At 40.0% G+C, this 23,796-nt stretch carries 19 protein-coding genes and 1 riboswitch; of the genes, 13 read left to right on the forward strand and 6 right to left on the reverse strand.

Features of this window, described 5'->3' with window-relative positions; translation table 11 throughout:
• Positions 1-260 precede the first annotated feature (260 nt).
• Positions 261-3,551 carry an efflux RND transporter permease subunit gene (locus tag CZ382_RS01420; RefSeq protein ID WP_088049473.1) on the forward strand — a complete coding sequence of 1,097 codons (3,291 nt, stop codon included), beginning with the start codon at positions 261-263 and terminating at the stop codon, positions 3,549-3,551.
• 282 nt (positions 3,552-3,833) lie between these two features.
• Here CZ382_RS01420 and CZ382_RS24090 read toward each other — a convergent pair whose 3' ends face one another.
• Entirely contained in the window at positions 3,834-3,935 is a 102-nt protein-coding gene (locus CZ382_RS24090; protein WP_235000402.1) for a cysteine-rich CWC family protein, read from the reverse strand.
• A gap of 752 nt (positions 3,936-4,687) precedes the next feature.
• A complete protein-coding gene (locus tag CZ382_RS01430; protein ID WP_088049474.1) occupies positions 4,688-5,602 on the reverse strand; it encodes a class I SAM-dependent methyltransferase in 915 nt (304 codons plus the stop codon).
• Positions 5,603-6,095: 493 nt separating this feature from the next.
• On the opposite strand from CZ382_RS01430, the gene CZ382_RS01435 reads away from it, so the two are divergent.
• The 7 genes from CZ382_RS01435 to CZ382_RS01460 all read left to right on the forward strand — a co-directional run bounded on the left by CZ382_RS01435 (position 6,096) and on the right by CZ382_RS01460 (position 12,054).
• Positions 6,096-6,704 (forward strand): hypothetical protein, encoded by a 609-nt coding sequence (locus CZ382_RS01435; protein WP_088049475.1) that lies wholly within the window; start codon positions 6,096-6,098, stop codon positions 6,702-6,704.
• Positions 6,705-6,916: 212 nt separating this feature from the next.
• Complete coding sequence (locus CZ382_RS01440; protein ID WP_088049476.1) at positions 6,917-7,534, forward strand: hypothetical protein; 618 nt, start codon at positions 6,917-6,919, stop codon at positions 7,532-7,534.
• Entirely contained in the window at positions 7,534-9,018 is a 1,485-nt protein-coding gene (locus tag CZ382_RS01445; RefSeq protein ID WP_235000371.1) for a DUF6792 domain-containing protein, read from the forward strand. The genes CZ382_RS01440 and CZ382_RS01445 overlap by 1 nt, the downstream gene beginning before the upstream one ends.
• A gap of 13 nt (positions 9,019-9,031) precedes the next feature.
• Positions 9,032-9,406 carry a hypothetical protein gene (locus tag CZ382_RS24095; protein WP_235000372.1) on the forward strand — a complete coding sequence of 125 codons (375 nt, stop codon included), beginning with the start codon at positions 9,032-9,034 and terminating at the stop codon, positions 9,404-9,406.
• A 1-nt stretch (position 9,407) separates the two neighbouring features.
• On the forward strand, positions 9,408-9,743 hold the full coding sequence (locus CZ382_RS01450; protein WP_088049477.1) for a hypothetical protein: 336 nt from the start codon (positions 9,408-9,410) through the stop codon (positions 9,741-9,743).
• A gap of 204 nt (positions 9,744-9,947) precedes the next feature.
• A riboswitch (Lysine riboswitch) is annotated at positions 9,948-10,129 on the forward strand.
• A gap of 121 nt (positions 10,130-10,250) precedes the next feature.
• The gene (dapA, locus tag CZ382_RS01455; protein WP_088049478.1) at positions 10,251-11,138 is read left to right on the forward strand and encodes a 4-hydroxy-tetrahydrodipicolinate synthase; all 888 of its coding nucleotides are present in this window, start codon (positions 10,251-10,253) and stop codon (positions 11,136-11,138) included.
• 223 nt (positions 11,139-11,361) lie between these two features.
• A complete protein-coding gene (locus tag CZ382_RS01460) occupies positions 11,362-12,054 on the forward strand; it encodes an aspartate/glutamate racemase family protein (protein ID WP_088049479.1) in 693 nt (230 codons plus the stop codon).
• A gap of 113 nt (positions 12,055-12,167) precedes the next feature.
• On the opposite strand, the gene coaW is transcribed toward CZ382_RS01460, so the two are convergent.
• Positions 12,168-12,971: a type II pantothenate kinase gene (gene coaW / locus CZ382_RS01465; protein WP_159457744.1), complete on the reverse strand. Its 804-nt coding sequence runs from the start codon at positions 12,969-12,971 to the stop codon at positions 12,168-12,170.
• 261 nt (positions 12,972-13,232) lie between these two features.
• On the reverse strand, positions 13,233-14,099 hold the full coding sequence (locus tag CZ382_RS01470) for an SDR family oxidoreductase (RefSeq protein WP_088049481.1): 867 nt from the start codon (positions 14,097-14,099) through the stop codon (positions 13,233-13,235).
• Positions 14,100-14,788: 689 nt separating this feature from the next.
• Here CZ382_RS01470 and CZ382_RS01475 point away from each other — a divergent pair.
• From CZ382_RS01475 to gnd, 4 genes are read left to right on the forward strand one after another with little or no spacing between them, the layout of a single operon-like run.
• Positions 14,789-15,481, forward strand: coding sequence for a GntR family transcriptional regulator (locus CZ382_RS01475; RefSeq protein ID WP_088049482.1), 693 nt, complete (start codon positions 14,789-14,791; stop codon positions 15,479-15,481).
• A gap of 41 nt (positions 15,482-15,522) precedes the next feature.
• Positions 15,523-17,043 carry a gluconokinase gene (gene gntK / locus CZ382_RS01480; RefSeq protein WP_230856082.1) on the forward strand — a complete coding sequence of 507 codons (1,521 nt, stop codon included), beginning with the start codon at positions 15,523-15,525 and terminating at the stop codon, positions 17,041-17,043.
• Between the two features lie 55 nt (positions 17,044-17,098).
• On the forward strand, positions 17,099-18,445 hold the full coding sequence (locus CZ382_RS01485) for a GntP family permease (protein ID WP_088050938.1): 1,347 nt from the start codon (positions 17,099-17,101) through the stop codon (positions 18,443-18,445).
• 15 nt (positions 18,446-18,460) lie between these two features.
• Complete coding sequence (gene gnd, locus CZ382_RS01490) at positions 18,461-19,864, forward strand: decarboxylating NADP(+)-dependent phosphogluconate dehydrogenase (RefSeq protein WP_088049483.1); 1,404 nt, start codon at positions 18,461-18,463, stop codon at positions 19,862-19,864.
• 469 nt (positions 19,865-20,333) lie between these two features.
• On the opposite strand, the gene CZ382_RS01495 is transcribed toward gnd, so the two are convergent.
• On the reverse strand, positions 20,334-21,551 hold the full coding sequence (locus CZ382_RS01495) for an MFS transporter (RefSeq protein ID WP_088049484.1): 1,218 nt from the start codon (positions 21,549-21,551) through the stop codon (positions 20,334-20,336).
• Positions 21,552-21,584: 33 nt separating this feature from the next.
• Complete coding sequence (locus CZ382_RS01500; RefSeq protein ID WP_088049485.1) at positions 21,585-22,628, reverse strand: ArsR/SmtB family transcription factor; 1,044 nt, start codon at positions 22,626-22,628, stop codon at positions 21,585-21,587.
• Between the two features lie 205 nt (positions 22,629-22,833).
• Between CZ382_RS01500 and CZ382_RS01505 the strand changes: the two genes are divergently transcribed.
• Positions 22,834-23,784 (forward strand): cation diffusion facilitator family transporter, encoded by a 951-nt coding sequence (locus CZ382_RS01505; protein WP_088049486.1) that lies wholly within the window; start codon positions 22,834-22,836, stop codon positions 23,782-23,784.
• Positions 23,785-23,796: the final 12 nt, after the last annotated feature.

Here is a 23,796-nt window from a genome sequence, read left to right on the forward strand (position 1 = left end):
CTGTCAACAAAAAGATAAAAAATATGGTGCTTGGCACTTGATTTAGACTGACGAGTCGGTTAATATAGGGAATGTGATTTTTAATTATCCGCATATGCTTTGGATTTGTATTGCTTTTCAAAAGGTATTTGGAATTACGCCATATTTTTGACTGACGAGTCGGGTTTTGGCTGTCACCTTTTTGGAAAATAAGCTGAATCATAGAGAAAAAATGAATCATGCAGATAAAAACATAATGTACGTATGGAGGAGTGGGAAATTTGAAAAGCATCATCAACTTTGCCCTGAACAACAAGTTTGCTATATGGATTCTCACCATACTGGTTGTTGTTACAGGACTTTATTCCGGCATGAATATGAAGCAGGAAACCATGCCAGATATTACCATGCCAAACATATCGATTGTGACGACTTATCCGGGGGCGGCACCGAATGAAGTGGCCGAAAAAGTATCAGAGCCCATTGAGCAAGTCGTGCAAAATTTACAGGGAGTGGAAACGGTAAACTCTTCTTCCATGGAGAACGCATCTTCCGTCCAGTTGGAATTCGACTTTGACACCGACATGGATGATGCGGTCAACGACGTCAAAGAGGCAGTATCAAAAGCAGATCTGCCTGATGGTGCACAAGATCCGGATGTATCACGTCTGAGTATCAATGCTTTTCCGGTCATCGCGTTAAGCATTAGCAACCCGGATCAGTCACTGGAGGAATTGACAAATACAGTGGAAAATGATGTCGTGCCTGGATTAAAAGGTATCGATGGGGTGTCCGATGTCCAGGTAACCGGACAGCAATTGCAAAAAGTAACCATCGATTTTGACAAAAAGAAACTGGACAAGTACGGATTGACGGAAGAGACCGTGCAACAATTGATCCAAGGATCAGATATCACTTATCCGCTAGGGCTGACAAATTTTGATGACGAGGTGAAAAACCTCCTAATTGACGGCAACGTTGCTAGTACCAAGGATCTAAAGAAATTGAAAATACCATACACCCCTCCACAAGCAGAACAAGGGTCGGCTGCGGGACAAGGTCAAATGGAACAAGGCCAGGCTGGTCAAGGACAAATGGAAAACATGCAAGGCGAGATGCCTGGCGGTGATGGGCAACAAGGCAATGCATCCGAACAAGGCGCCGCGCAGCAAGGACAAATGCCGGATGCAGGTGCTCAGGCACAAGGATCAGCACAACAGGGCCAGATGCCTAACGCGGATCAAGCCGGCCAAGCACAAATGACGCCTGAAATCCCAACTGTTACACTGGATAAACTGGCTGACATCAAACTCGTAAACGAATCGGAATCGATTTCCAGAACAAATGGTGAAGATTCGATCGGTGTTCAAGTTGTCAAAGGGGCGGATGCGAATACGGTTGATGTGGTCAATGCAGTAAAAGATCAGATAGATGAATTTGAAGACGACTTGGGGATCACCTCTGTATCCACATTTGACCAGGGTGAACCAATTGAAGAGTCGGTCAGCACAATGCTGGATAAGGCATTGTTCGGTATCCTTTTTGCCGTTATCATCATTTTGCTGTTCTTGCGGAGTTTTAAAACGACACTGATTTCGATTGTATCGATTCCACTATCACTGTTGATTGCGATTTTCGTGCTCCATTATATGGACATCACGTTGAATATCATGACGCTTGGCGCGTTGACCGTCGCAATCGGGCGTGTCATCGATGACTCGATCGTTGTGATGGAAAATATCTACCGGCGTATGGCCTTGCCAAATGAGCAACAGCATGGCAAAGAATTGATTAGGGAAGCAACACGGCAAATGTTCATCCCGATCCTTTCATCGACCATCGTTACGATTGCCGTGTTCTTGCCAATGGGCTTGGTGCAAGGGCAAGTGGGCGAATTGTTCATGCCATTCGCGCTCGCTGTCGTATTTGCACTAGCCGCATCATTGCTTGTGGCAATTACGGTCGTTCCGATGCTGGCCCATTCCTTGTTTAAAAAACAATTGAACAATGGCACGACTGTTGGCAAACCAAAACAGGATAAGAAACCGAGCAGACTGGCTCATTTTTATAAGGGTATTTTGGAATGGGCTTTGAACCATAAAGTGATCACCTTTGGTGGTGCAGTTGTCGTACTTGTGTTGAGTTTGTTCTTGCTCCCAGTCATCGGCGTCAATTTTCTGGCTGACCAAGAACAAAAAATGGTCATGGCAACCTATACACCAGAACCCGGTCAAACTCATGAAGAAGCCGAAGATATTGCTGCTGATGCCGAAGATTTAATTAGCAATCGCGATGGTATTACTACCTATCAATATTCACTCGGCGGAGATAGTCCGTTGTCGATGATGGGAATGGGTGGCGGAGATAATGCCGCACTATTTTTCATCGAATATGACAAGGATTATGAAAACTTCGATGAGGAAAGTTCCAAGATCATCAAAGATCTCAACAAACAAACGGATATCGGCGAATGGAAGAGCATGGACTTTTCGAGCATGGGCAGCGGAATGGAGTTGTATGTCTATGGGGATAATCTTGAGGACATCCAAAAAGGTGCTGATGACGTTGTATCCATCATGAAAGATAATAAAGATCTGGAGAAAGTAGATTCCAGTATTACCGAAGCTTATGATCAATATACGCTTGTCGCCAATCAGAAAAAATTGAGCAAATATGGCTTGACTGCAGCGCAAGTCGGCATGAGTTTAGGTGAGACGAGCGACAATTCTCCGCTCACCACGGTAAAACATGATGGGGAGGATGTGGACGTCTATGTGGAAGTAGAGAAAAAAGATTACAAGAATATCAAGGATTTAACTGACGTCGGGATCCAGACACCACTGGGAACAACCATTAAAGTGGGCGACGTGATGGATGTCAAGGAAGGAAAATCTCCGGAGACCATCCAGCGTCGAGACAATAAAATGGTCGCCACCGTCTCAGCAGACATCAAGACCGATGATGCAGGAGCGGTATCTAATCAGGTGCAGGAGAAAATTGACAAACTTGACCTGCCAAGTGGTGTTAGCGTAGATTTTGGTGGGATAACAGAACAAATCAATGAATCCTTCTCACAACTTGGTCTGGCGATGCTTGCGGCAATTGCAATTGTGTACTTTGTGCTGGTCGTGACCTTCCATGGCGCACTGGCTCCATTTGCCATTTTGTTCTCGCTGCCGTTTACGGTTATCGGTAGTCTGGTCGCTTTATGGATTGCGGGTGAGCCATTGAGCGTATCGGCGATGATCGGTGCGCTGATGCTAATCGGTATTGTCGTGACAAATGCGATTGTGTTGATTGATCGTGTCATCCATCAAGAAAAAGAGGGACTTACGACAAGAGAAGCGTTACTGGAAGCAGGCGCTACAAGGCTGCGTCCAATTCTGATGACAGCACTTGCAACGATTGGTGCACTGATTCCACTGGCCATTGGCGCAGAAGGCGGTGGTCTGATTTCCAAAGGATTAGGCATTACCGTTATCGGTGGCTTGATAAGTTCAACGCTATTAACACTTGTCATCGTACCAATTGTTTACGAAGTACTTGCCAAGTTCCGAAAGAAAGAAATGTAAAGAAAAGGCAGCTGGTTATGTGACCGGCTGCCTTTTTCTAAAGATAGGAAAAAGTATAGAGCGTCCGATCTTAGGTTATATCCAATAATGGATGGGAACCACAACAGTAAAGAACTAGCTATTCACCTTATAGCGAGTCTTGGAGGGGCAGAGGTAACTCTGAATGTCGGATGAGGGAAAGGGATAATGAGTCTCGATGAAGTGGAGGAACCTTTCAATAACTATTCCTCACCCGCCTTCCTCACACAATCCATGCATATACATATCTTCCCGAGATCTTCCTCAGGAATTTTTCGAAAATAGCTCGGTTGGGAAATCGACAGTTGTGCACCAGCAATCCTTTTCCTGATTATTTACTCCACAGTTATTTGGTTTATGGCAAATGGGGCAACGTTTTGCATGAGAATACTCACTTCCAGTCGATTTTAGTACTCAAGTTTAATTTACCATGTTTTGGATCAAAATCAAGACTTAATAAAAGTTAGAAAAATAGCGAAATTTGTTGTTGACAAGAACATTCATTCTAGTATAATAACAGGCAAATAGTAATAGTATTTTAGTATATTTCTTCAATTTGAACTTCTTAGATATCCCCTTGGGTCGGCGAAACGGGTTTCATTAAGAGAAGTTTGTAAGCCAACATCTTACGGGGGTATTAAGAAGGTGGTGGATGAGATTATTATGGGGGAAGATGCGGCCCTTTAGTTATTTATTTTCAGTCTTCCTTACACATTCCAGCATATACATACCTTTCTAAGATCCTTCTAGGAATTTTCGAAAAAACCCCTACAGGAAAATGATCGTTGCGCATCTGCAATCCTTTTCCCGACGCCTATTCCGCAGATGCTAGGTTTATTACAAACAGGATACCTTGATTGCATGAGATCCCCCTTTCCAAATTACCAAGAAACGGAGAGCCGGAGGAAGTAGCAAGTATTGCATTATTACCTTGTTTCGGACGATTCCTGTTTTGTTAATGGGGATGTCATTCGTGCTGATGCAGGCGGGCTGACATATTAAGAGGACGCCAGGATCCTATGTGTATTTATCTTAAAAAACAACCGAACAACCCCAGGTAAAAGGTTGTTCGGCCGTTCTACATGCTCAGTTTTAGCATATCGTGCTTCTGCAGCGTGTTATTTTTTCACAGCATGAATATAATGAATCGTTTCAAAGGCTGACAGGTAATCATTTCGATCGCTAAAATAACGTTTATTAATGTCAGCGGGTGATAAATGTTCGTAAATTAATAGACCTGATTTCTCCAACAGCTTTTCTACTTCCGAATAGGAATAACAAGCCTTCATTGGCTCTCCGCCTGCTGCAGCCATTTTTACCATGTTTTCCACTCTATTGGATAGCCCTTTTTCTTCAAATAGTTGTTCGTCTGCATAATCAAAAACGATAGAGCTACCTGTTGGAACGTTGGAAATTAAATGATCGATCAAGCCGGAAAGATCTTCTTTCGTTAAGTAATAGGAAACTCCTAGAAGGCTAAAAAATGTCTTTTTGTTGGCAAACCCTTCATCTAATAGATTCTTGTAGGAAAAGAGCTCGGTGAAGTCCATCGAAACAAAATGAAGGTTATTCGGTATCTTGAAATTAGCTTCATCCAATCTTTTTTGTTTAAATTCCTGAGTAGCGGGATAATCAATTTCAAAGATTTCCAAGACTTTCTCCAATTCCGGATGTCGAAAAGCAAAAGTGTCTAATCCGGCACCAAGTATGACGTATTGTTTTAAACCTAACCGGACCTCATTACGTAATACTTGTTCGCAATATGCAGCACGTGCCAAGGGCGTTGGAGAAAGTTGAACTTGGGTAATCCATTTCAATATTTCTTCTTTGTTTCCTTTGAATTTTTCTGCTATATCTTTGTTGAAGAACTGTATACCCCCAACCATATTCTCTTTAACATCGTTGAATTCCTCTTCTGAAATTAAATCTTTAGCGATAAAGTCATTAAAAATTTTAGGTGTATCGAATTGGCTGTGATAAGCTCTGCCAAAAGCAGAGATTAGTGAAGTGATACTGGACTCGTCTTGTTTCATGCAAACACACTCCTTCATTTATATCAAAAAAAATAGGATTCCCCTGGCCAGGAGAATCCTATTATATACATTATTATGTTAATTGTAAATTATAGCATAAATAAAATTTTTTGTCAATTAAAATGCACCCCAAATTGAATGATCAATTGTGTTTGTATTTATTTCGTTATATTAGATAGGTTTCCTCATGTGACCGTCAAGTAAAATGGATGATAAAAATCGAGTCATTGAATGGTTGAAATCAATCCAGTTCATAGATGATGATACCAACAATGGAAATTCGTATCTAGATCTAAAAATTCTATGACAATAGAATTATTTTTTCGAATATTCATTCAAGGACTACGCTTCTTTTACTCCACTATGTATACTAAGACTAGGTATGTTTACAAACGATAGCTATACAACGGAAAGGATATTGGAGGCTGAAATTGTGAAATATTGGATCCATGTCTTATTATCCATATCGATTATACTGCTGGGAGGTTGTCAAATGGATAATGATAAAACAAATACAAAACCATCCGAAATGAATCCGGAAGACTTGCCGGATGTGCGAGCGTTTCATGATGAATTTACTCGAGGGTTTTTGCAATCCACGGAGGAAACAAGACCAGGGTATTATCCGTTTTTGTCAGGGACAGGAGCTTATAAGATGGATTTTCCAGCTGGTGGGGTTATTGGTGAAAGGGCATATGCAATAAAGGAAAAAGGTTATGAGGAGTATCCTGTTCACATTGAAAATGAGGATGGTACTGGATCAATGATTAACATTAATTATTATTCTTATCACAAGACTGAAAATGTGGACTCTTATTTGGATAGTTTGGAGCACAGATTAGGGGAGAATGTTGACTTTAAAAAAATCAATGGAGATTCGCAATCTGTTTATTATACCAACTATGAAGGAGATGGATTTTATACGTATGCCGGTTATGTGCAAAATAAAATAAATAATGGAGGAATTAAGATAATTTATAATAAAGATTGCAGAGGGGAATTAGAAAAAATTTGTAAAAGAAATAAACAGAAGGATAAAGAAGGTATCATTCAATGGATGGAATCAATCCGGTTTGTAAATAAAGATGCCAACAGTGGTTAATCAATACATAGATCAAAATTCCTGCGTCAATAGAATTATTTTTACAATATTCATGCCAGAACTACACTTCTTCTGTGCCTCTATGTATACTAAGATTAGGTATGTGTAGAAATGATAGCTATACGACTAGAAGGATATTGGAGGCTGAAATTGTGAAATATTGGATTCATGTCTTATTATCCATATCGATTATACTGCTGGGAGGTTGTCAAATGGATAATGATAAAACAAATACAAAACCATCCGAAATGAATCCGGAAGACTTGCCGGATGTGCGAGCGTTTCATGATGAATTTACTCGAGGGTTTTTGCAATCCATGGAGGAAACAAGACCAGGGTATTATCCGTTTTTGTCAGGGACAGGAGCTTATAAGATGGATTTTCCAGCTGGTGGGATTGTTGGTGAAAAAGGGTACGGACGCATAAAAAAGAAAAAAGAAGGATATTTAGTTGGCATTGAAAATGAAAATGGTACAGGATCGTCAATTACAATCAATTATGATTCCTTTAAAATAAAGGATCATGTGGAATCTTATTTGGATAATCTCAAAGATAGACTAGGTAAAGAAGTAGAATTTAAAAAGTTGGAAATTGAAGATGACCAACAATCACTTTATTACGCTTATTTTGAGCGGAATGGGTTTTATACGTATGCAGGCTATTTGCAAAATGAAAAAAATCATGGCGGAATTCAGGCCGTTTATCAAATCGATTGTGGTGGACGCCAAGAAGAAGTATGTAAAGAAAACAAAAAGGCTGTCAAAGATCGTATTATTGAATGGATGAAATCAATTCAATTTATAAATGGAGATGAGGAAGTGAGTGGTTAATGAGCGATACAATTATAAATTCGCCTGAAATGCGCTTAAGGTTGATCCAATTAGGGTACGACGATGACTTATCTGAGGCCGAAGTCATAAAGAAAGTCAAGAGGATATATTTAGAAGAAACGGGACAGGAACTGAAGGCAGATATTAAGGTACGCACGTCAGAAGAGGCTAATATTGGTTCTGAATCTGGGTATGATGGTACTGCATTATATTTAGATTCCATGGAAAAGAATATTGAAGAATTATATGTTATATCACAAGGAAGCAGGGGCATGGAGGATTGGGAATATAATTTGGAAGCAATGTTAGCAGGGCAAAATGTTAGTCAGGCAGAAGATGCGGCTGAATTTGTAAAAGATGTCAAGAACCATTTTAATATTCACGAAGTTGAAAATGGAAAAAAAGATGAAAATTCCACACCTATTATTGGTTTATCACATTCATTAGCACATAATAATAATACAACAGCCCATTTATTATACGATACATTCGATGAGGTGTATAGTGTAAATGGTGCACAGACGAATTATTATCAGATCTATAATGCCGATTTTAGATTTGAAGAAGCTGTAAATAGGGAATTTTCGATCTCCAAAACAGATCCGGACGCTATTTATGACATCGACCCAGATAAATTACGCACATTCGCTGAAGACTTTTACAAAGACAAAGCCAAAAACATCCACCAAATTATTTCAGAGGATGACCCACTATACGCCGTCAGCGGTGTACGCGGATTCTTCACTCTTGGTGATGTGAGACCTATTGATACTATTCCAGACTATCCAGGTTTGCGTTCCATCATGGATGATATTCCGGATGATGTAGTGAAGGATCTGCAGGAGCTTGCTATTCAATACACTGTCTCCTCCCAAAATGGCGGGACAAATGCTGCTATTCAGGATTTGTTGGGCGTAAACATGGGTGTCGTTAACCAATTTGATGGAATTTGGAGTGTGGCAAAGGTATATGCGACAAACCAGTCCGAGATTGATACGATGATTCGCGATGTAAACGATAAGCTTCCCGGATTGCTCGCTCAGGTAAAAACGGTTACAACGAATGCTGATATAATCTTTCAGCGATTTGTAGATGCCGGATATATCAGTGTTGATCAAAAGGATTTAATCGTCACCGAACTTACCAACATTCAGAAAGAGCTGGATGGGATGCAAAAATCTATTTCAACATTGGTAGATATACGCGATCTGCACAACTTTTCTGCACAGCTTGGTGGGGATATTGGTACTTATTTGAAAATAAAGGAACAAGCGGAAGCAATCCAAGGAAGTTTGGATAAACTTGACAAAAAGGAATTTCGAGAACTATTAGCAATGATTAAAAGCGGCCATCAAATCCCAGGAACCCCTAAAGGCACTGGGGGAGGGAAACAAATCTTATTTGGGGATGGATATGATCCTTACCACTACCAGCGGGAAAAAAGGAATAAAGGTAAATATTTCAGCTGCGTTACGTATGTATGATGAGGGAAAAGGGTTGCTGGAGGATAAATCATCAGAGATTAAGATGTTGCAAACGGCAATTAAAAGGGAAATTGTTCAATGCTACAAAGAAAAAAGGACTACTGTCATGAACAAAATATTTGATATGGAATCAAATCCCCGCACCTATACATATCTTCTCAAAAAACATGTTTATTTTACACGTCTGGATAAATCAATCATTGGTATCAATGTTCATGAAGTGTTTTTTCCATTCGATCATGCAGTCATTGAGGAAAGGATAAACAGTTTAAATGAAAGTGTAGAAAAAGGATATACCCATCTCGAAAACTATCGAACGGCAATAGAAGATTTATTTGAGGAAGAAGAAAAGATAGCAAATTTATTTGATGTTGTTGGAGGGCTTTAAAATGAAAGGTGATGAGCATGCAATTACCGTTACCGAAAAAATACTAGACAGTGAAGACCTTTCCGATAAGAAGGGAATCCTTAAGAAACATACTAACAGGATCAACGACTATGATAAAGCTTTTTTCAATTTAGTCGATTCCATCATTGTTAATGAAGACCAAAAAGGGGAAATCGTTGAAGCGATGCTAGAAAAAACAAAGAAATTTAAGAGTCACAATCAGAATTTGCTAGAAGACGTCGATCAGCAAATCAATAAAACCGTGACCAATTTGAACGAACAAGTGGAGGATATGAAGACACAGCTGCTGACGATAAAGTATAGGGACAATATTTGATTTTATATATATTCATTGGTATTAACTGACTGTAAGGTTGATGATGGAACAATAACAAAAGATGCTTGGTAAAAATGCTATTAGTTTTCCCATCGGCTATCCCACCACCCAAAATAAAAATTTTCACAAAACCTATTGCCTGACTACATATTATTTGATACAGTTGGGATAATTAAATACTTTTCTTATTTCAAATTTTTTTGATTTAAGGATAGAGGCGCAAAAACCATTAGTACGCAATGCGAGGATCATGGGAAATCCGGTGACTGTTGTGGAAAGGGGAATTTGCCGAAGCAGACAGGGTCTCATGCTCTGGAAGCTGGTTCTGCTATTGAATAAATACAGGACTGTCATATAGGTTAACTATATGGAGGGCTATCTTACGCAGAAATTTTAAATGTAATTACATTCTGCAGCAGCGAAGCCTTCGTTGCTGCTTTTTTGCGTTTATGTCCGATTGCCCTGATCACCTCTATCATTTAAAAACATGACAAAGGGTGTGACGTAATGGATTTCGGTCAAGTATTAACAGCAATGGTAACATCATTTGAAGCGAATGGTGAGGTTGATTTGGAAGCAACAAGTATGTTAGTCGAGCATTTAATTGCCAATGGATCTGATGGATTAGTTGTCGCTGGAACAACTGGAGAATCGCCAACTTTGACAAAAGAGGAAAAGCTAAACCTCTTTACATGTGTGGTTAAAGCTGCTGGTGGCAGGGTTCCTGTTATAGCTGGAACCGGGTCAAACAACACATACGAATCGATCGCCTTAACCAAGGAAGCGGAAAAGGTCGGTGTCGATGGAATCATGCTTGTTGCGCCATATTATAATAAACCATCACAGGAAGGATTAGTCCAGCATTTTCAGGCGATTGCTCAAGAAACGACATTACCAATTATGCTGTACAATATTCCTGGACGCAGCGTTGTAAATATGTCAGTGGAAACTGTTGTAACGCTATCCAAGATTGATAATATTGTTGCGATCAAAGATGCAAGTGGTAATTTAAATGAAAGTGCAGCAATCATTCGCGAAACAGCGGATGATTTTAGCTTATATAGTGGTGACGATGGCATGACGTTACCAATTTTAGCTATTGGTGGAAAAGGGGTTGTTTCCGTTGCCTCACATATTATCGGGAATGAAATGCAGGAAATGGTCTATTATTATAGGCAGGGTTATGTCCAAAAATCCGCGGCCATGCACCGTGAACTTTTACCAATTATGAATGCCCTGTTCAGGGCACCGAGTCCGTCCCCTGTGAAAGCAGCTTTGAATTTGGCAGGTATACCGGTCGGTGGTGTTCGCTTGCCAATGGTACCGTTGAATGAGCAGGAAATGTACGAACTGCAGCAAGTTCTTCCGGTAAACGAAAGGAAAGCGATCGTATAAGCTGAAAATTTGTTAACCCTCGATTGGATTGCCAAGCGGGGGTTTTTGCTTAAAGCTGCCAATTGAAATTAAGTACCCTAGCAGACGGAAGTGTTGTTGGGGTTAGAAAAATAACGGTATCATTCTACTACAAACAACGGCAAAGCATGATAATATAAAGAGGAGCATACTTTTTTCTCTCTTTTCAATTCACATTTGGATTATAAAGAAAGGATGGGATCGAATGAAACACGCAGGCATTATCGGGGGATTAGGACCAGAATCGACAGTCGATTACTATCAATCATTTATAAAAAAATACCAGGAAAAGGTGAACAGCAAGCAAAAGCTTCCGGAGTTATTCATTAATAGTATTAATATGTATAACATTTTTCGCTTTATTTCAGAAGGGAAACTGGATGCCCTAGTTAATTATGTAGGAGAAGCCGCACAAAAACTGGAATCCATCGGCGCCGATTTCATTATCATTTCCGCAAACACGCCGCACATTGTGTTTGATCAGGTCCGGGAAAAAGTCGGTGTGCCCATGATCAGCATTGTTGAAGCTACATATGAAAAAGCAGAAGAACTAGGATTAAAACGATTGGGACTCTTAGGCACAAAATTCACCATGGAGAATGACTTTTTCAAGAAGCCTTTTATAACCGGAAAAAAGGATATTTTTGTACCGGATGAAGACGTACAGCAATACTTGCACCAAAAAATTGTGGATGAATTGGAAAACGGAATTGTTGATCCGCAAACGAAACAAGATTTTCTGAAGATTGTCCATGACATGGCCGAGAAAGAAAATCTGGATGGTCTTATTTTGGGATGTACAGAATTGCCGATGATTATAAACGAGGATGATACAGATTTGGCATTGTTGAATACGACTGAGATCCATGTTGATAAAATGATTGAGCAGCTTTTTTAAGTTGCTGAGTTATGAAAGGAAGAGGATCGATTGTTTGTTTCCACCTTTTTTTATTTTATCATTGCCCGTACGGATCCATAATCAGCATTCAGATAACTGCAAGGTGGATCTTGCTATCGATCCAGCAATGCACCTATCGCTCCAACATACGCACCTTTTTCTAAAAATATTGGGTTAAAATCCAGTATATCCTGGAAACTGGCTATGAGCTCTTTTAATGGTTGGTTACCATCCAATGTGCTACCGGTAAAGACAATATTTTTCAGCTGATGCGCAGCGGCAGTTTGTGTGGCAAGCAGTACCAATGTTTCGCCAATCATTCTAACTAAACTCGCTATATGATCGGCCGTGGCAGCGTCTTTATTCAAGTTTGCCTTACCAAAGTTACTTGCAGTTAGACTTCCTAGCAAGGGGGAAGGGCTTGGGGCATAGATGTCCCGAATTAACAAATCACTTTGGTGACTGTTTCCCTGTCCAGCCAGTTCATTTAATTCGTTAAAGTTTTCTTTTCCGGATATTAGTTTGCCTAACCCTATGAACGTACCACCACCGATCCCGGTCCCTAACAAGCGCTCATAGAAATCTGGCGTTACATAAAAAATGGAGGTTCCAGTTCCGATATGTACCTGAATGAACTGGTCAGGGGTGCTCTGTTTTTCCGTCTTTAATACATAACGGGTACCTGTAACCGTTGCCTGAAATTCATCAACCAATTTAATTTTCTGTTCTACAAGTGATTGTATTAATGCACTTTTCCCACCGGTCAATTTTAGGATGGCATCCGGGGATAGTATCTGCAGCCAATTTATACAGGCGAAAATTTCCTCGACTGGATATGTTTTTGTATGTAGTTTTCCTTTTTCCTCGTAACTAATTTTAACAAGTGATCCACCAGCATCGACTCCAATTGCATTCAATGGGATTCCCCCTTTCGTTAGGTAAGTTGTAAATATTATACCATATTGATCGTGTTACCCCAGTTGAAGAAAGCTGTTACTGATAAACCTAAAAATGGAGCCGTAAATAATCTAGAGGATATCGCTGAGGTTATTTTAGTGAATATACCGCAGAAGAGGAAGAGGAAATTGCCCGTTTTATTGAGGATTAAGAAGAACTTACCCTATTAAAAAAGGGAAGCTTACAAAAGCGCAGGAAGTCCATCCTCCTGCGCTTCAACCCTATGAGGATATCCATGATCCGCCATTAATATGAATAGCCTGTCCTGTCATATAAGAAGATTCATCCGCTGCCAGCATGACGTATGCCCAGGCGTGTTCAGATGGCTGACCAGGTCTCCCCATCAAACTATCTTGTCCAAAATTCTCGACCCCGTCCTCATCGAAGGAAGATGGAATCAATGGTGTCCATACCGGCCCGGGAGCGACAGTATTTGCGCGAATCCCTTTTTTGGCTAGGCTTTGTGCAATACTACGGGTAAACGCGGTAATGGCCCCTTTAGTCGCGGAATAATCCATGAAAATCGGGTTTCCACGATAAGCATTAATGGAGGAAGTGCTAATAATTGCATCCCCAGCTTTCATATGGCGGACGGCTGCTTTTGTCGTATAAAATTGTGAAAAGAAATTTACCCGGAAAACCTCTTCAAACTGCTCAGATGAAATATCAAGTAAATCCTCCCGTACATATTGAATCGCCGCATTGTTCACTAAAATGTTTAGCTTGCCAAATGCTTCTACTGTTTTTTCTACCAGTTTGCTACAATGGGCTTCCTCTTTAATATCACCAGGCAGCAGCAAGCATTGTACACCTTCCGCTTCTACCATTCTCTTTGTTTCTTCCGCATCTTCATGTTCATCCAGATAGGATATCGCTACATTTGCGCCTTCCTTGGCATATAAAATAGATACCGCACGGCCGATTCCGCTATCGCCGCCGGTAATTAATGCACTTTTTCCTTTGAGTTTCCCTGTACCCTGATAATCAGTCGGTTGTGCAGGTAGGGGCTCCATTTTCGCCTCAATACCAGGTTGTTTCAATTGTCTTTGCCTAGGAGTACTTCCCTTTTGCATTTCTCTTGGATCCATAAATGAAACTGCCTCCTTGATAGTTTTCGCTTAATTTAGACTCATTATAAGCATTACCGTTTTCAAGCATAAGAAAACATCATTTGCCAGTAGTGGAAAATTACTGGAGGGGTGGATTCAACCAAACAATGAAGTTGTTTTATTCAATACGTCGCATGCCATGAAGTGTTTGCCATGGAGGCGTAATCATACTCCAATTAGAGAGACCTATCGGAATTTTGTTCATGATATGGTAAAAGTTTAAGCGGTTGTCCCATACGTTACTGGAATAACGAATTTTCCGCAGAAAGGGATAAAAACGGTGTATGTTCTTCCATGAAACGAATGAACAATGACCAAAGTCAAACCAATATAGCGCTGCTTAATATCTATCGTTTTTTAAAGATCCTTCAGTTCAAAAGAGATCAAGTTACCAATCTGTACAAAAGTTCAAACAACTGCCTGATTTTCTTCAAGTATGGCCGGAACACGGATCTGGGATTGCTTGCGGTAAAGCGTTAGGTGCAGTCCCAATGTCCACCGTAAGCTATGAAAAGTTTAACATTATAAACTTTTACGGAAGCAAGAGAACCGTCCCCGTGGTTCCCCCTACCAAATGAATACGCTTCATTAAACCGTTTACAATAAAAAGTAATTATGTTAGTATACTTGTATACAAGTATACAGGGTTTAAAGAGGAGGTATTTGTCTTGAAAAATCACTATCCTGAAAAAAGGTTAACTACACGCTCAATTGGTGAACGGGTTGTTGCGGAACTAAGGATGCGAATTATCTCCAAAGATATCGCGGAAGGGACCATTTTATCAGAAAATCAAGTGGCTAAAGAATATCAGGTAAGCAGGTCACCAATCCGTGAAGCGTTTAAGGTATTAGAGAAAGAAGGTTTAATCAGGCTCCAACGAATGGGTGCTGTAGTAGTTGGTATTTCCGAACAAGACATTGATGAAATATACGATATAAGGTTGATGATAGAGTCATTTGTATTTGAACGGGTATTAACAAGAGATAATGAGAAACTAATCAATGAGTTAAACCAAATTATTGAGATGATGAAAGTTGCTATTCGCTATAAAGATGCAGATGAATTTTCGTTCAAAGATGTGGAATTTCATGAAACGATCGTCAAATCCATCCATCACAATTACATTTTGATGCTTTGGTCCAATTTAAGGCCAGTGATGGAATGTTTAATTTTATTATCTATGAGACACAGACTTAGTGAAAATGATAAGGATTTCAATCGGGTCATTCGAAACCATGAATTGATGGTTGAATCCATTGTGAAAAAGGATAAGAACCTGGCTCAACAGGCCTTTTTTAAGAACTTTAATGATGTTCAACATTACAGTAATGATAGTTTGTGGAATTTGAACAAGATATAAGCAAAGCAATGGGAGGAAATATTGTGGATAACAATAAATTTATGCTTGGTGTTGATATCGGTACAACAAGCACGAAAGCAGTTTTATTTCGGGAAACAGGGGAGATTATAGCACAAGAAAATAATGGGTATGACCTCTATACACCTGATATCTCCACCGCGGAGCAGGATCCGGAGGAAATTTTTCAAGCTGTCTTATTATCGATTGGTAATGTCATGAAAAGGTCACAGATTAATCCGAATGAGTTAACTTTTATAGCTTTTAGTAGTGCGATGCATAGCGTCATTGCAATCGATGAAAATGATAAGCCGCTAACGCGTTGTATAACGTGGGCAGATAATCGAAGTTCCCACTTTGCGAAGAAGATAAAAGGAGAACGTAATGGACATGCTATTTATTTGAAAACGGGTACACCAATCCATCCCATGTCACCTCTATGCAAAATAACTTGGATGGAACAGGAAAACCCAGAGATTTCCAAAAAGACGAAAAAGTATATTGGCATTAAAGAATATGTTTTTTATAAGCTTTTTAACGATTATGTCGTAGATTATTCCATTGCCTCTGCGATGGGGTTAATGAATCTTCAATCATTGCGATGGGATGAGGAAGCATTACAAGTAGCGGGAATATCAGAAAATAAATTATCCCGACTTGTCTCAACAAAGGAAGTCTTTACTGGTTGTCGGGAAGATTACGCAAACGAGATGAGGATTTTAGAAAGTACGCGCTTTGTTATTGGTGCAAGTGATGGTGTTTTATCCAATATCGGCGTAAATGCGATTAACAAAGGGGAAGTGGCCGTAACAATTGGGACAAGTGGTGCAATACGGACGGTTATTCCAAAGCCACAAACAGATCCAAAAGGTCGTATTTTTTGTTATGCATTAACAGAAGATCACTGGGTTATTGGTGGACCTGTTAACAATGGAGGTATCGTACTACGCTGGATTAGGGATGAACTTGCTGCAAGCGAAGTGGAAACAGCGAAACGGTTAGGAATGGATCCATATGAAGTACTAACCAGGATTGCCAGTGGCGTTGAGCCGGGTTCAAATGGATTGCTGTTTCATCCATTTTTAGCGGGTGAAAGGGCGCCTTTATGGAATGCAAATGTTCGCGGGTCCTTCATTGGGTTAACGTTAAATCATAAGAAAGAACATATGATAAGAGCGGCTCTTGAAGGCGTTATCTACAATTTATACACAGTGTTTTTGGCTTTGGTTGAAGTAATGGATACACCGGTAACTTCCATTAAAGCAACAGGTGGCTTTGCCAAATCCGAATTATGGCGGCAAATGATGGCCGATATTTTTGACCAAGAAGTCATTGTCCCAGAAAGCTATGAGTCATCTTGTTTAGGAGCTTGTTTATTAGGATTATATGCACTGGAAAAAATTGATTCGTTTGATGTTGTGAAGGATTTAATTGGCTCGACACATCGTCATCAACCAGATCCACAACATGAAAAAGCGTATAGAGAGGTTATGCCAATTTTCATTAGTATTTCTCGTTCGTTGCAAGTCGAATATGAAAAAATAGCGAATTACCAAGCAGAATAAAACTTACTAACTTAGAGAGATTGGGGAAACGAAAATGTCAATTATCGATAATTTAATTCCGCTGATTATTGTTGCATTAGCTGTCGTTTTATTACTAATTTTCATCATGAAATTAAATATAAATACCTTTATTTCGCTTATTATCGTTTCATTTCTAGTTGCCTTAGCATTAGGAATGCCCCTCGATAAAATTGTGGAATCGATTGAAGGTGGAATGGGTGGTACACTAGGGAGTATTGCATTGATTTTTGGTTTTGGTGCAATCCTGGGTAAATTAGTTGCTGACGCTGGTGGTGCACAACGTATTGCCATCACGCTAATCAATAGGTTTGGAGAGAAGTTCATCCAATGGGCAGTCGTTATTGCTTCCTTTATTATCGGGATTGCTTTATTTTTTGAAGTAGGACTTGTATTATTAATACCGATCATCTATCAAATAGCTAGACAATTAAAAATTTCTATCTTGTACCTGGGAATACCAATGGCTGCAGCATTATCGGTAACACATGGATTCTTGCCGCCCCATCCAGGTCCGACGGTAATTGCACAACAATTTGATGCAAATATTGGAATGGTGTTAATCTATGGGTTAATTATTGCGATTCCATCCGTTATTATCGCTGGTCCCTTATTCACGCTACTCGCCAAGAAACTTGTTCCGGGTGCTTTTGAAAAAACAGGAAGTATCGCTTCTTTAGGTGAAGTTAAAGCGTTTAAAATAGAAGAAACACCTGGTTTTGGAATCAGTGTTTTTACATCTTTATTTCCAGTAATCCTAATGGCGATTGCTACGATTATTAATTTATTACAAGATATTTGGGATATCTCAGGGAATCTATTCTTTGACATTATTCAATTGATTGGTGAGCCAACTACCGCATTATTAATTTCCATCATACTTGCTATTTACACAATGGGAATTGCGCGTAAAATACCAATGAAAGATATTGCGAAATCAACAGAAGAATCCATCCGTGCTATTGGGATGATGCTATTAATCATTGGTGGTGGCGGTGTATTTAAACAAGTACTAATTGATGGCGGTGTTGGTGATGCTGTTGCGAATTTATTTTCAAACAGCAGTATGTCCCCACTATTGCTGGCGTGGATTATCGCTGCTATTTTAAGAATTGCGTTAGGATCAGCAACTGTTTCCGCACTAACAACAGTTGGCCTTGTTATCCCGTTAATCGAAGGCACGGATGTTAATTTAGCGTTAATGGTATTAGCTACTGGTGCCGGTAGTTTAATTGCTTCACATGTGAATGATGCAGGATTCTGGATGTTTAAAGAATATTTCGGGTTAACGATGAAAGAAACATTCTCCACATGGACCTTGTTGGAATCCATTATTTCTGTAGTTGGTCTAGGGTTTGTACTGCTATTAAGTCTATTTGTATAAAGGAAGTGTCATAAATTGAAAAATACAATTGGTTTATTCGGTTTAGGTGTCATGGGTGGAAATCTTGCTAAAAATATGGTGAATAAAGGGGAACAAGTTGCAGTTTACAATTATACCCCCGACTTAACGGAAAAATTTATCAGCGAGTTTCCCAACGAACATGTAGAAGCTCATTATGAACTTGAAAATTTTGTTCAATCATTAGAACGTCCACGGAAAATATTTTTGATGGTAACGGCTGGTCCAGTAGTCGATTCAGTTATCCAATCTTTAATCCCTTTACTAGAGAAGGGGGATATTATCATGGATGGTGGAAATTCCAACTTTCAGGATTCTAACAGAAGATACCATGAGTTACGTAACACAGGAATTCACTTTATCAGCGTTGGCGTTTCTGGTGGCGAAGAAGGTGCTTTACATGGACCGGCATTAATGCCAAGTGGAGACTTTGAAGCATATGAACAAGTAGCTCCTATTTTAGAAAAAATTGCTGCCCAAGTTGATGGAAAACCGTGCTGCAGCTACCTTGGTTCTGAAGGATCTGGCCACTATGTAAAAATGGTTCATAATGGTATTGAATATGCTGACATGCAGCTCATTACAGAGGCATATGTATTTTTACGCGAAAAGCTTGGGCTTACGTTAAAAGAGCTGTCGGAAGTCTTTAAATCCTGGAATGAATCGGAATTAAAAAGCTATCTAATTGAAATTACGGGCAATATATTTGACCATGTTGACCCGGAAACAAACCTGCCAACAATTGATATTATCCTGGATAAAGCAGGGCAAAAAGGAACTGGTAAATGGACAAGCCAAAATGCTTTGGATATAGGTGTACCGTCATCCATCATTACTGGATCCGTATTTGCCAGGTATTTATCGGCAATAAAAGATGAAAGAGTTCATGCTGAGACAATATTATCCGGTCCACAAATAAATGATGAGGCATTATCAAAAGAAGAATGGATCAATCTTGTCAAAGAAGCACTATTTATGGGTAAAATTTGTACGTATGCACAAGGATTTTACCAATATAAACAAGCTTCCATTCAATATGGTTGGTCATTACATTTAGATGAGATCGCATTATTATTCAGAGGTGGTTGCATTATTCGAGCAGATTTCCTAAATATGATTAGTGACGTATTTAAGGAAGATGCTAATTTAACCAATCTTCTACTTGCGCCATATTTCCAAGAGAAGGCAACGAATTATCAATCATCTCTAAGAAAAGTAACCATCAAAGGGCTGGAGAATGGTTTATCATTACCATGCTTTAGTGCAGCCCTATCTTTTTATGATGGGTATCGAACAGCTAAAAGTGGTGCAAATTTAATCCAGGCACAACGTGATTATTTTGGCGCACACACGTATGAACGTGTTGATAAGGAAGGGATTTTCCATACGAAATGGGAATAACAAAGGCGCAAGCGCCCGTTTAGCGGCGTATGTGCTGCGCCCTGCCAAGCAGGGTGGTTCGGTGTTGCCGCGCAAAGCGGCGGTTTTAACCGAACATTCCTACCGTAGGAGATAAAGGAAACATGCCCCTGCAAAAGGGGTATGCCGACGTTGGGCGCAAAGCCCGTTCTTAGTCGGCCTACCTTCTTACCCGAGTCGATGTTGACTTATCGTACGGAGGCGGGTGTTGCACACTAGCCGCTGGGCGCTGGAGCCGGACGTGGCTTATCTGGTTATTAAGTTATCCACAGCCGCAAAATTTTATAATTTCCTAGACGATAAGAAAAAGAGTAGAGATTCTCGGTGAATCTCTACTCTTTTTGTGTTAGCTAAGCGTTTCATGTCTTTTTCGGCGGCCCCACATTTTCGATCGATATCCGCGCTCCCGTGGCCGAAGCACCATACATAAATGGCTCAGCCTTATCTTGCATTAAGAAGCATTTTTCGCTTCACCCGTAGGCTGGTCCATAAACGAAAAATACGGCAATACGATCCCGATCATTGAGACAAGGCAAATGATCGTGCCAATGAAGATGAATAACGGCCTGATCCCCCATAATTCACTAAGCTGTCCACCAGCGAGCACACCCAGGGGCATCATTCCTCTTATAATTAATAAGCGAACCGAGAAGACTTTTCCCATTAAATGGTTGGGGACGGTCTGCTGGCAAATAGTTGTATTATGAACATTAAAGAAAGCCATCACAATGCCAGCTATCACTTCAGTTGTGATAGCAAAGGTGATGGAAGCTGTGATCCCTAAATTGATATAGGTGAGGCCTCCTATTGCAAGTGTACCAAGCATCAGCATTCGTCTCTTGCGGGAGGTGATTTTCCCAACGAGCATTGTCCCGATAACATATCCTAATGGGAATCCAGCCATAAAATATCCGTACATCGCATAGTCTTCGTTCAGAACATCGGTTATGTACGGCAGGTTAATAACCATCGTAACCCCCACACCAAATTGCACAAATGCAAGAAAAATCCCTAGCCAGACCATCATTTTTTGTCTGAAGAAAAAGTTCATTCCTTCCAAAAATTGTTCTGCCCAAGTTTTCCGTATTGCTTGTCCGCTTTTTTTCTCTTCAACAAAGATCAACAAACATCCACTAGAAACAAGTAGCGCACAAACGAGGAAAAGCGTTATGCCGATACCGATGTAGCGAGTGACAATACCGGCTGCAACCGGGGCCATGAAAGTCATCAGTCGAACCATTCCATCTACATAAGCATTTGCTGTACTCAACTGATGCTTTGGAATAATTGTTGGCAGGATTGCTTGATTGGCCGGTACATATAATGGCGTAATTAAGCCGACAATCAATTGCACAACATAGATATGCCAAGGAACTAAGTCACCGGTTATCAATGAAATGAGTGGGATGAGAAAAATGGCTCCTCGACTCCAGAGCGCAAAAATCATGATCCATTTCCTGCTCCATTTATCAATATAGGGGCCAATGAAAAGTTGCAGCACGAGCGAGGGCAGGAAGTATAATAACCACATACTGCCAAGCGCCATTGTTGAACCGGTCAATTCATAGATTAATAACGAATTGCAAAACGTACCAAAAGCTCCTCCTAATTCAGATATAGCGTTTCCGATCAAGATAAAAAGAAAGGATTTATTTTTAAAAAGGCTCATTTCCGCACCGCTTTCTAATCGTTTTCATGTCTATTACTGCTGCAGGTAATAATCCAGTTCCTTTGTTAGGGAATCAATGGCTTTCTTTTTTAAGGCATATTTTGCATCCCTAATCTCTACTAGTTGTGCTGATCTCAACATTTTCAAATGATGATGAATAGTTGATTTGCCCATAGCTAATTTGTCTGTAAGTTCCTGAAGCGTATGACTGTTTTCAGACAGCATTTTAACAATCCTTAGTCTAACTTCATCACCCAATGCTTTGTGTTTTACGATTAAAGCGTGACTGGGCAAATAGGTGTCATTAGGAGCGATACTCTGATTTGCAACAGGATAGTAAAATATTTTGGTCCCTGCTATATCGGCAACAATATTCCAAGGACGGTAGATAACATGTGGAATAAGTAAAACGTTATAAACACTAGGTTCCGGGGCATATGTAATGCCAAACGTTGCCCATTCAACAAATTCCTCCGGATGCATTTTTTCTTTCATGTATTCCTTTGCTTCTGCATCTGTTTGCAATATCTTTTTAAGTTGATCCAATTCTTCTGTTATTACTTCCTTATACCACCCTGTCATGACGGCAATGAGATGGCTTTTCAACTGGTCTGTATCTGCGTGACTGATAAATGTAATGTAACGAGGGAAAAAGGAATTGTCGGCAGTTAGTTCTTTCAGCTGTTTAATAGCTTGCTGGTCTTTATTTGCGGCGCGCTCCCTTAAAACTTGATGTGCGTCTCCCAGGTATGGTAAACAGATAAATTTTAATGCTTCTGCAGAGAGCGTTTGGATGTATGATGTGAATGCTTCCAAGGTTGAAAAATCCTCTTGATGCAGTAATTGAAGCAGCGCTTTCCATGTGTTATTTTCTTCTACATAATCTAAATGGTTACGTAATGTTTCTGAAATGGTCTCCTTGACTTCTCTCCAATAACTAGCGGGCTTTTCCAATGAATCTAAGAGTGACGTATTGGTAATGGCTGCTATCCCTAATGAACATTCCCATAAAGGGGAGTATTTAATTTCAACTTGATACGTTTCTCGTTTTCTGCTTGTTGTATTAAAAATATCCATACTCAATCACCTCGCTAATTTTCTTATATTCTATACTATTAGAATATAAGGTTCAATAATTATTGAATATGAAATAGTCTCACGTATAATCTTTTTAATAAAAACGCTGGGCAAATCCTGATCAATGCCTGTTACTATCATAAATTTTTCATGCATATAATAACTGGTTTTTCAAAGACTAATCACAAAATGAGGGGGACGGCAGATGCATTTTCTCAAACTAATAAAAAAAGGGAATATTTCTTCCGGGCTCGCAGCAATTGGTAATGCAATTATTGCTGCGGCGAAGTTAATCGTCGCCACTATTAGTGGTAATGGTACGATGTTTGCAACAGGTATGCATTCATTGGCAGACACAGTGAATCAGGGGTTTGTCTTTTTTGGCAGTGTACTAGCGGAAATGAAACCGTCCAAGCGATTTCCAACCGGCTTCGGACGGGTTATTAATATTTTTTGTATGGTGGCTGTTATTGTTGTTACCGTTATGGCATATGAAACAATCAAATCCGGGTGGGAATCATTCCGGCATCCGGAACCGACGGGTGATTTTTGGCTGAACTTCGTTATCCTTATTGGAGCTATTATTATTGATGGCTATATTCTAATAAAATCAATGAAAGAAATCTCCCGTGAAGCAAGTGCAAATAAAAACGGGAATTTTCTGACATCAGCATTTAAAAATGCTTCCAAAGCTGCACCAGCAACAAGGCTTGTGTTTTATGAAGACCTAGTTGCTACAACCGGTGCGGCACTGGCGATAATTGGCATTGTTCTAGCACAGTATTTTGATATTTTGAAAGCAGATGGCATTATTTCAATGTTAATTGGTGTTCTGATGCTCTTCGTTGCTTTTCGTGTTGGGTATGACAATATGGTTGGGCTAATTGGGGTAGCTGCGCCAGCTGAGGTGGAGAACAAAATAGCCAAATTGCTGCTGGAGGAAGAATCGGTGGTGGATATTTATAACATGCGTGTTGTTCAGGAGGGACGGTCTTTCCATGTGGAAGCAACCGTTGAATTACAAAAGGGTTTTACTCTGGCAGAAGCTGATGATATTAAATTTCAGTTATCCGACAAGCTGCTTAGGAGACCAGAAGTGGCTGATGTCGTATTAGGAATTATAGAAGATAACGAAGAACAGTCGTGGGAGGTGTAATTCGGACCTGTC

The sequence above is a fragment of the Virgibacillus dakarensis genome, from assembly GCF_900155625.1.
Taxonomy (GTDB): Bacteria; Bacillota; Bacilli; order Bacillales; family Amphibacillaceae; genus Lentibacillus_C; species Lentibacillus_C populi.

What these genes read in the sequence shown, in the direction of transcription:
- CZ382_RS01505 (WP_088049486.1), top strand. Translation starts at nt 22,834, where the DNA reads ATGCATTTTCTCAAACTAATAAAAAAAGGGAATATTTCTTCCGGGCTC.
- CZ382_RS01445 (WP_235000371.1), top strand. Translation starts at nt 7,534, where the DNA reads ATGAGCGATACAATTATAAATTCGCCTGAAATGCGCTTAAGGTTGATC.
- gntK (WP_230856082.1), top strand. Translation starts at nt 15,523, where the DNA reads ATGCTTGGTGTTGATATCGGTACAACAAGCACGAAAGCAGTTTTATTT.
- CZ382_RS01495 (WP_088049484.1), bottom strand. Translation starts at nt 21,551, where the DNA reads ATGAGCCTTTTTAAAAATAAATCCTTTCTTTTTATCTTGATCGGAAAC.
- CZ382_RS01460 (WP_088049479.1), top strand. Translation starts at nt 11,362, where the DNA reads ATGAAACACGCAGGCATTATCGGGGGATTAGGACCAGAATCGACAGTC.
- CZ382_RS01440 (WP_088049476.1), top strand. Translation starts at nt 6,917, where the DNA reads ATGGATAATGATAAAACAAATACAAAACCATCCGAAATGAATCCGGAA.
- CZ382_RS01430 (WP_088049474.1), bottom strand. Translation starts at nt 5,602, where the DNA reads ATGAAACAAGACGAGTCCAGTATCACTTCACTAATCTCTGCTTTTGGC.
- dapA (WP_088049478.1), top strand. Translation starts at nt 10,251, where the DNA reads ATGGATTTCGGTCAAGTATTAACAGCAATGGTAACATCATTTGAAGCG.
- CZ382_RS01450 (WP_088049477.1), top strand. Translation starts at nt 9,408, where the DNA reads ATGAAAGGTGATGAGCATGCAATTACCGTTACCGAAAAAATACTAGAC.
- CZ382_RS01435 (WP_088049475.1), top strand. Translation starts at nt 6,096, where the DNA reads ATGGATAATGATAAAACAAATACAAAACCATCCGAAATGAATCCGGAA.
- CZ382_RS01470 (WP_088049481.1), bottom strand. Translation starts at nt 14,099, where the DNA reads ATGGATCCAAGAGAAATGCAAAAGGGAAGTACTCCTAGGCAAAGACAA.
- CZ382_RS01500 (WP_088049485.1), bottom strand. Translation starts at nt 22,628, where the DNA reads ATGGATATTTTTAATACAACAAGCAGAAAACGAGAAACGTATCAAGTT.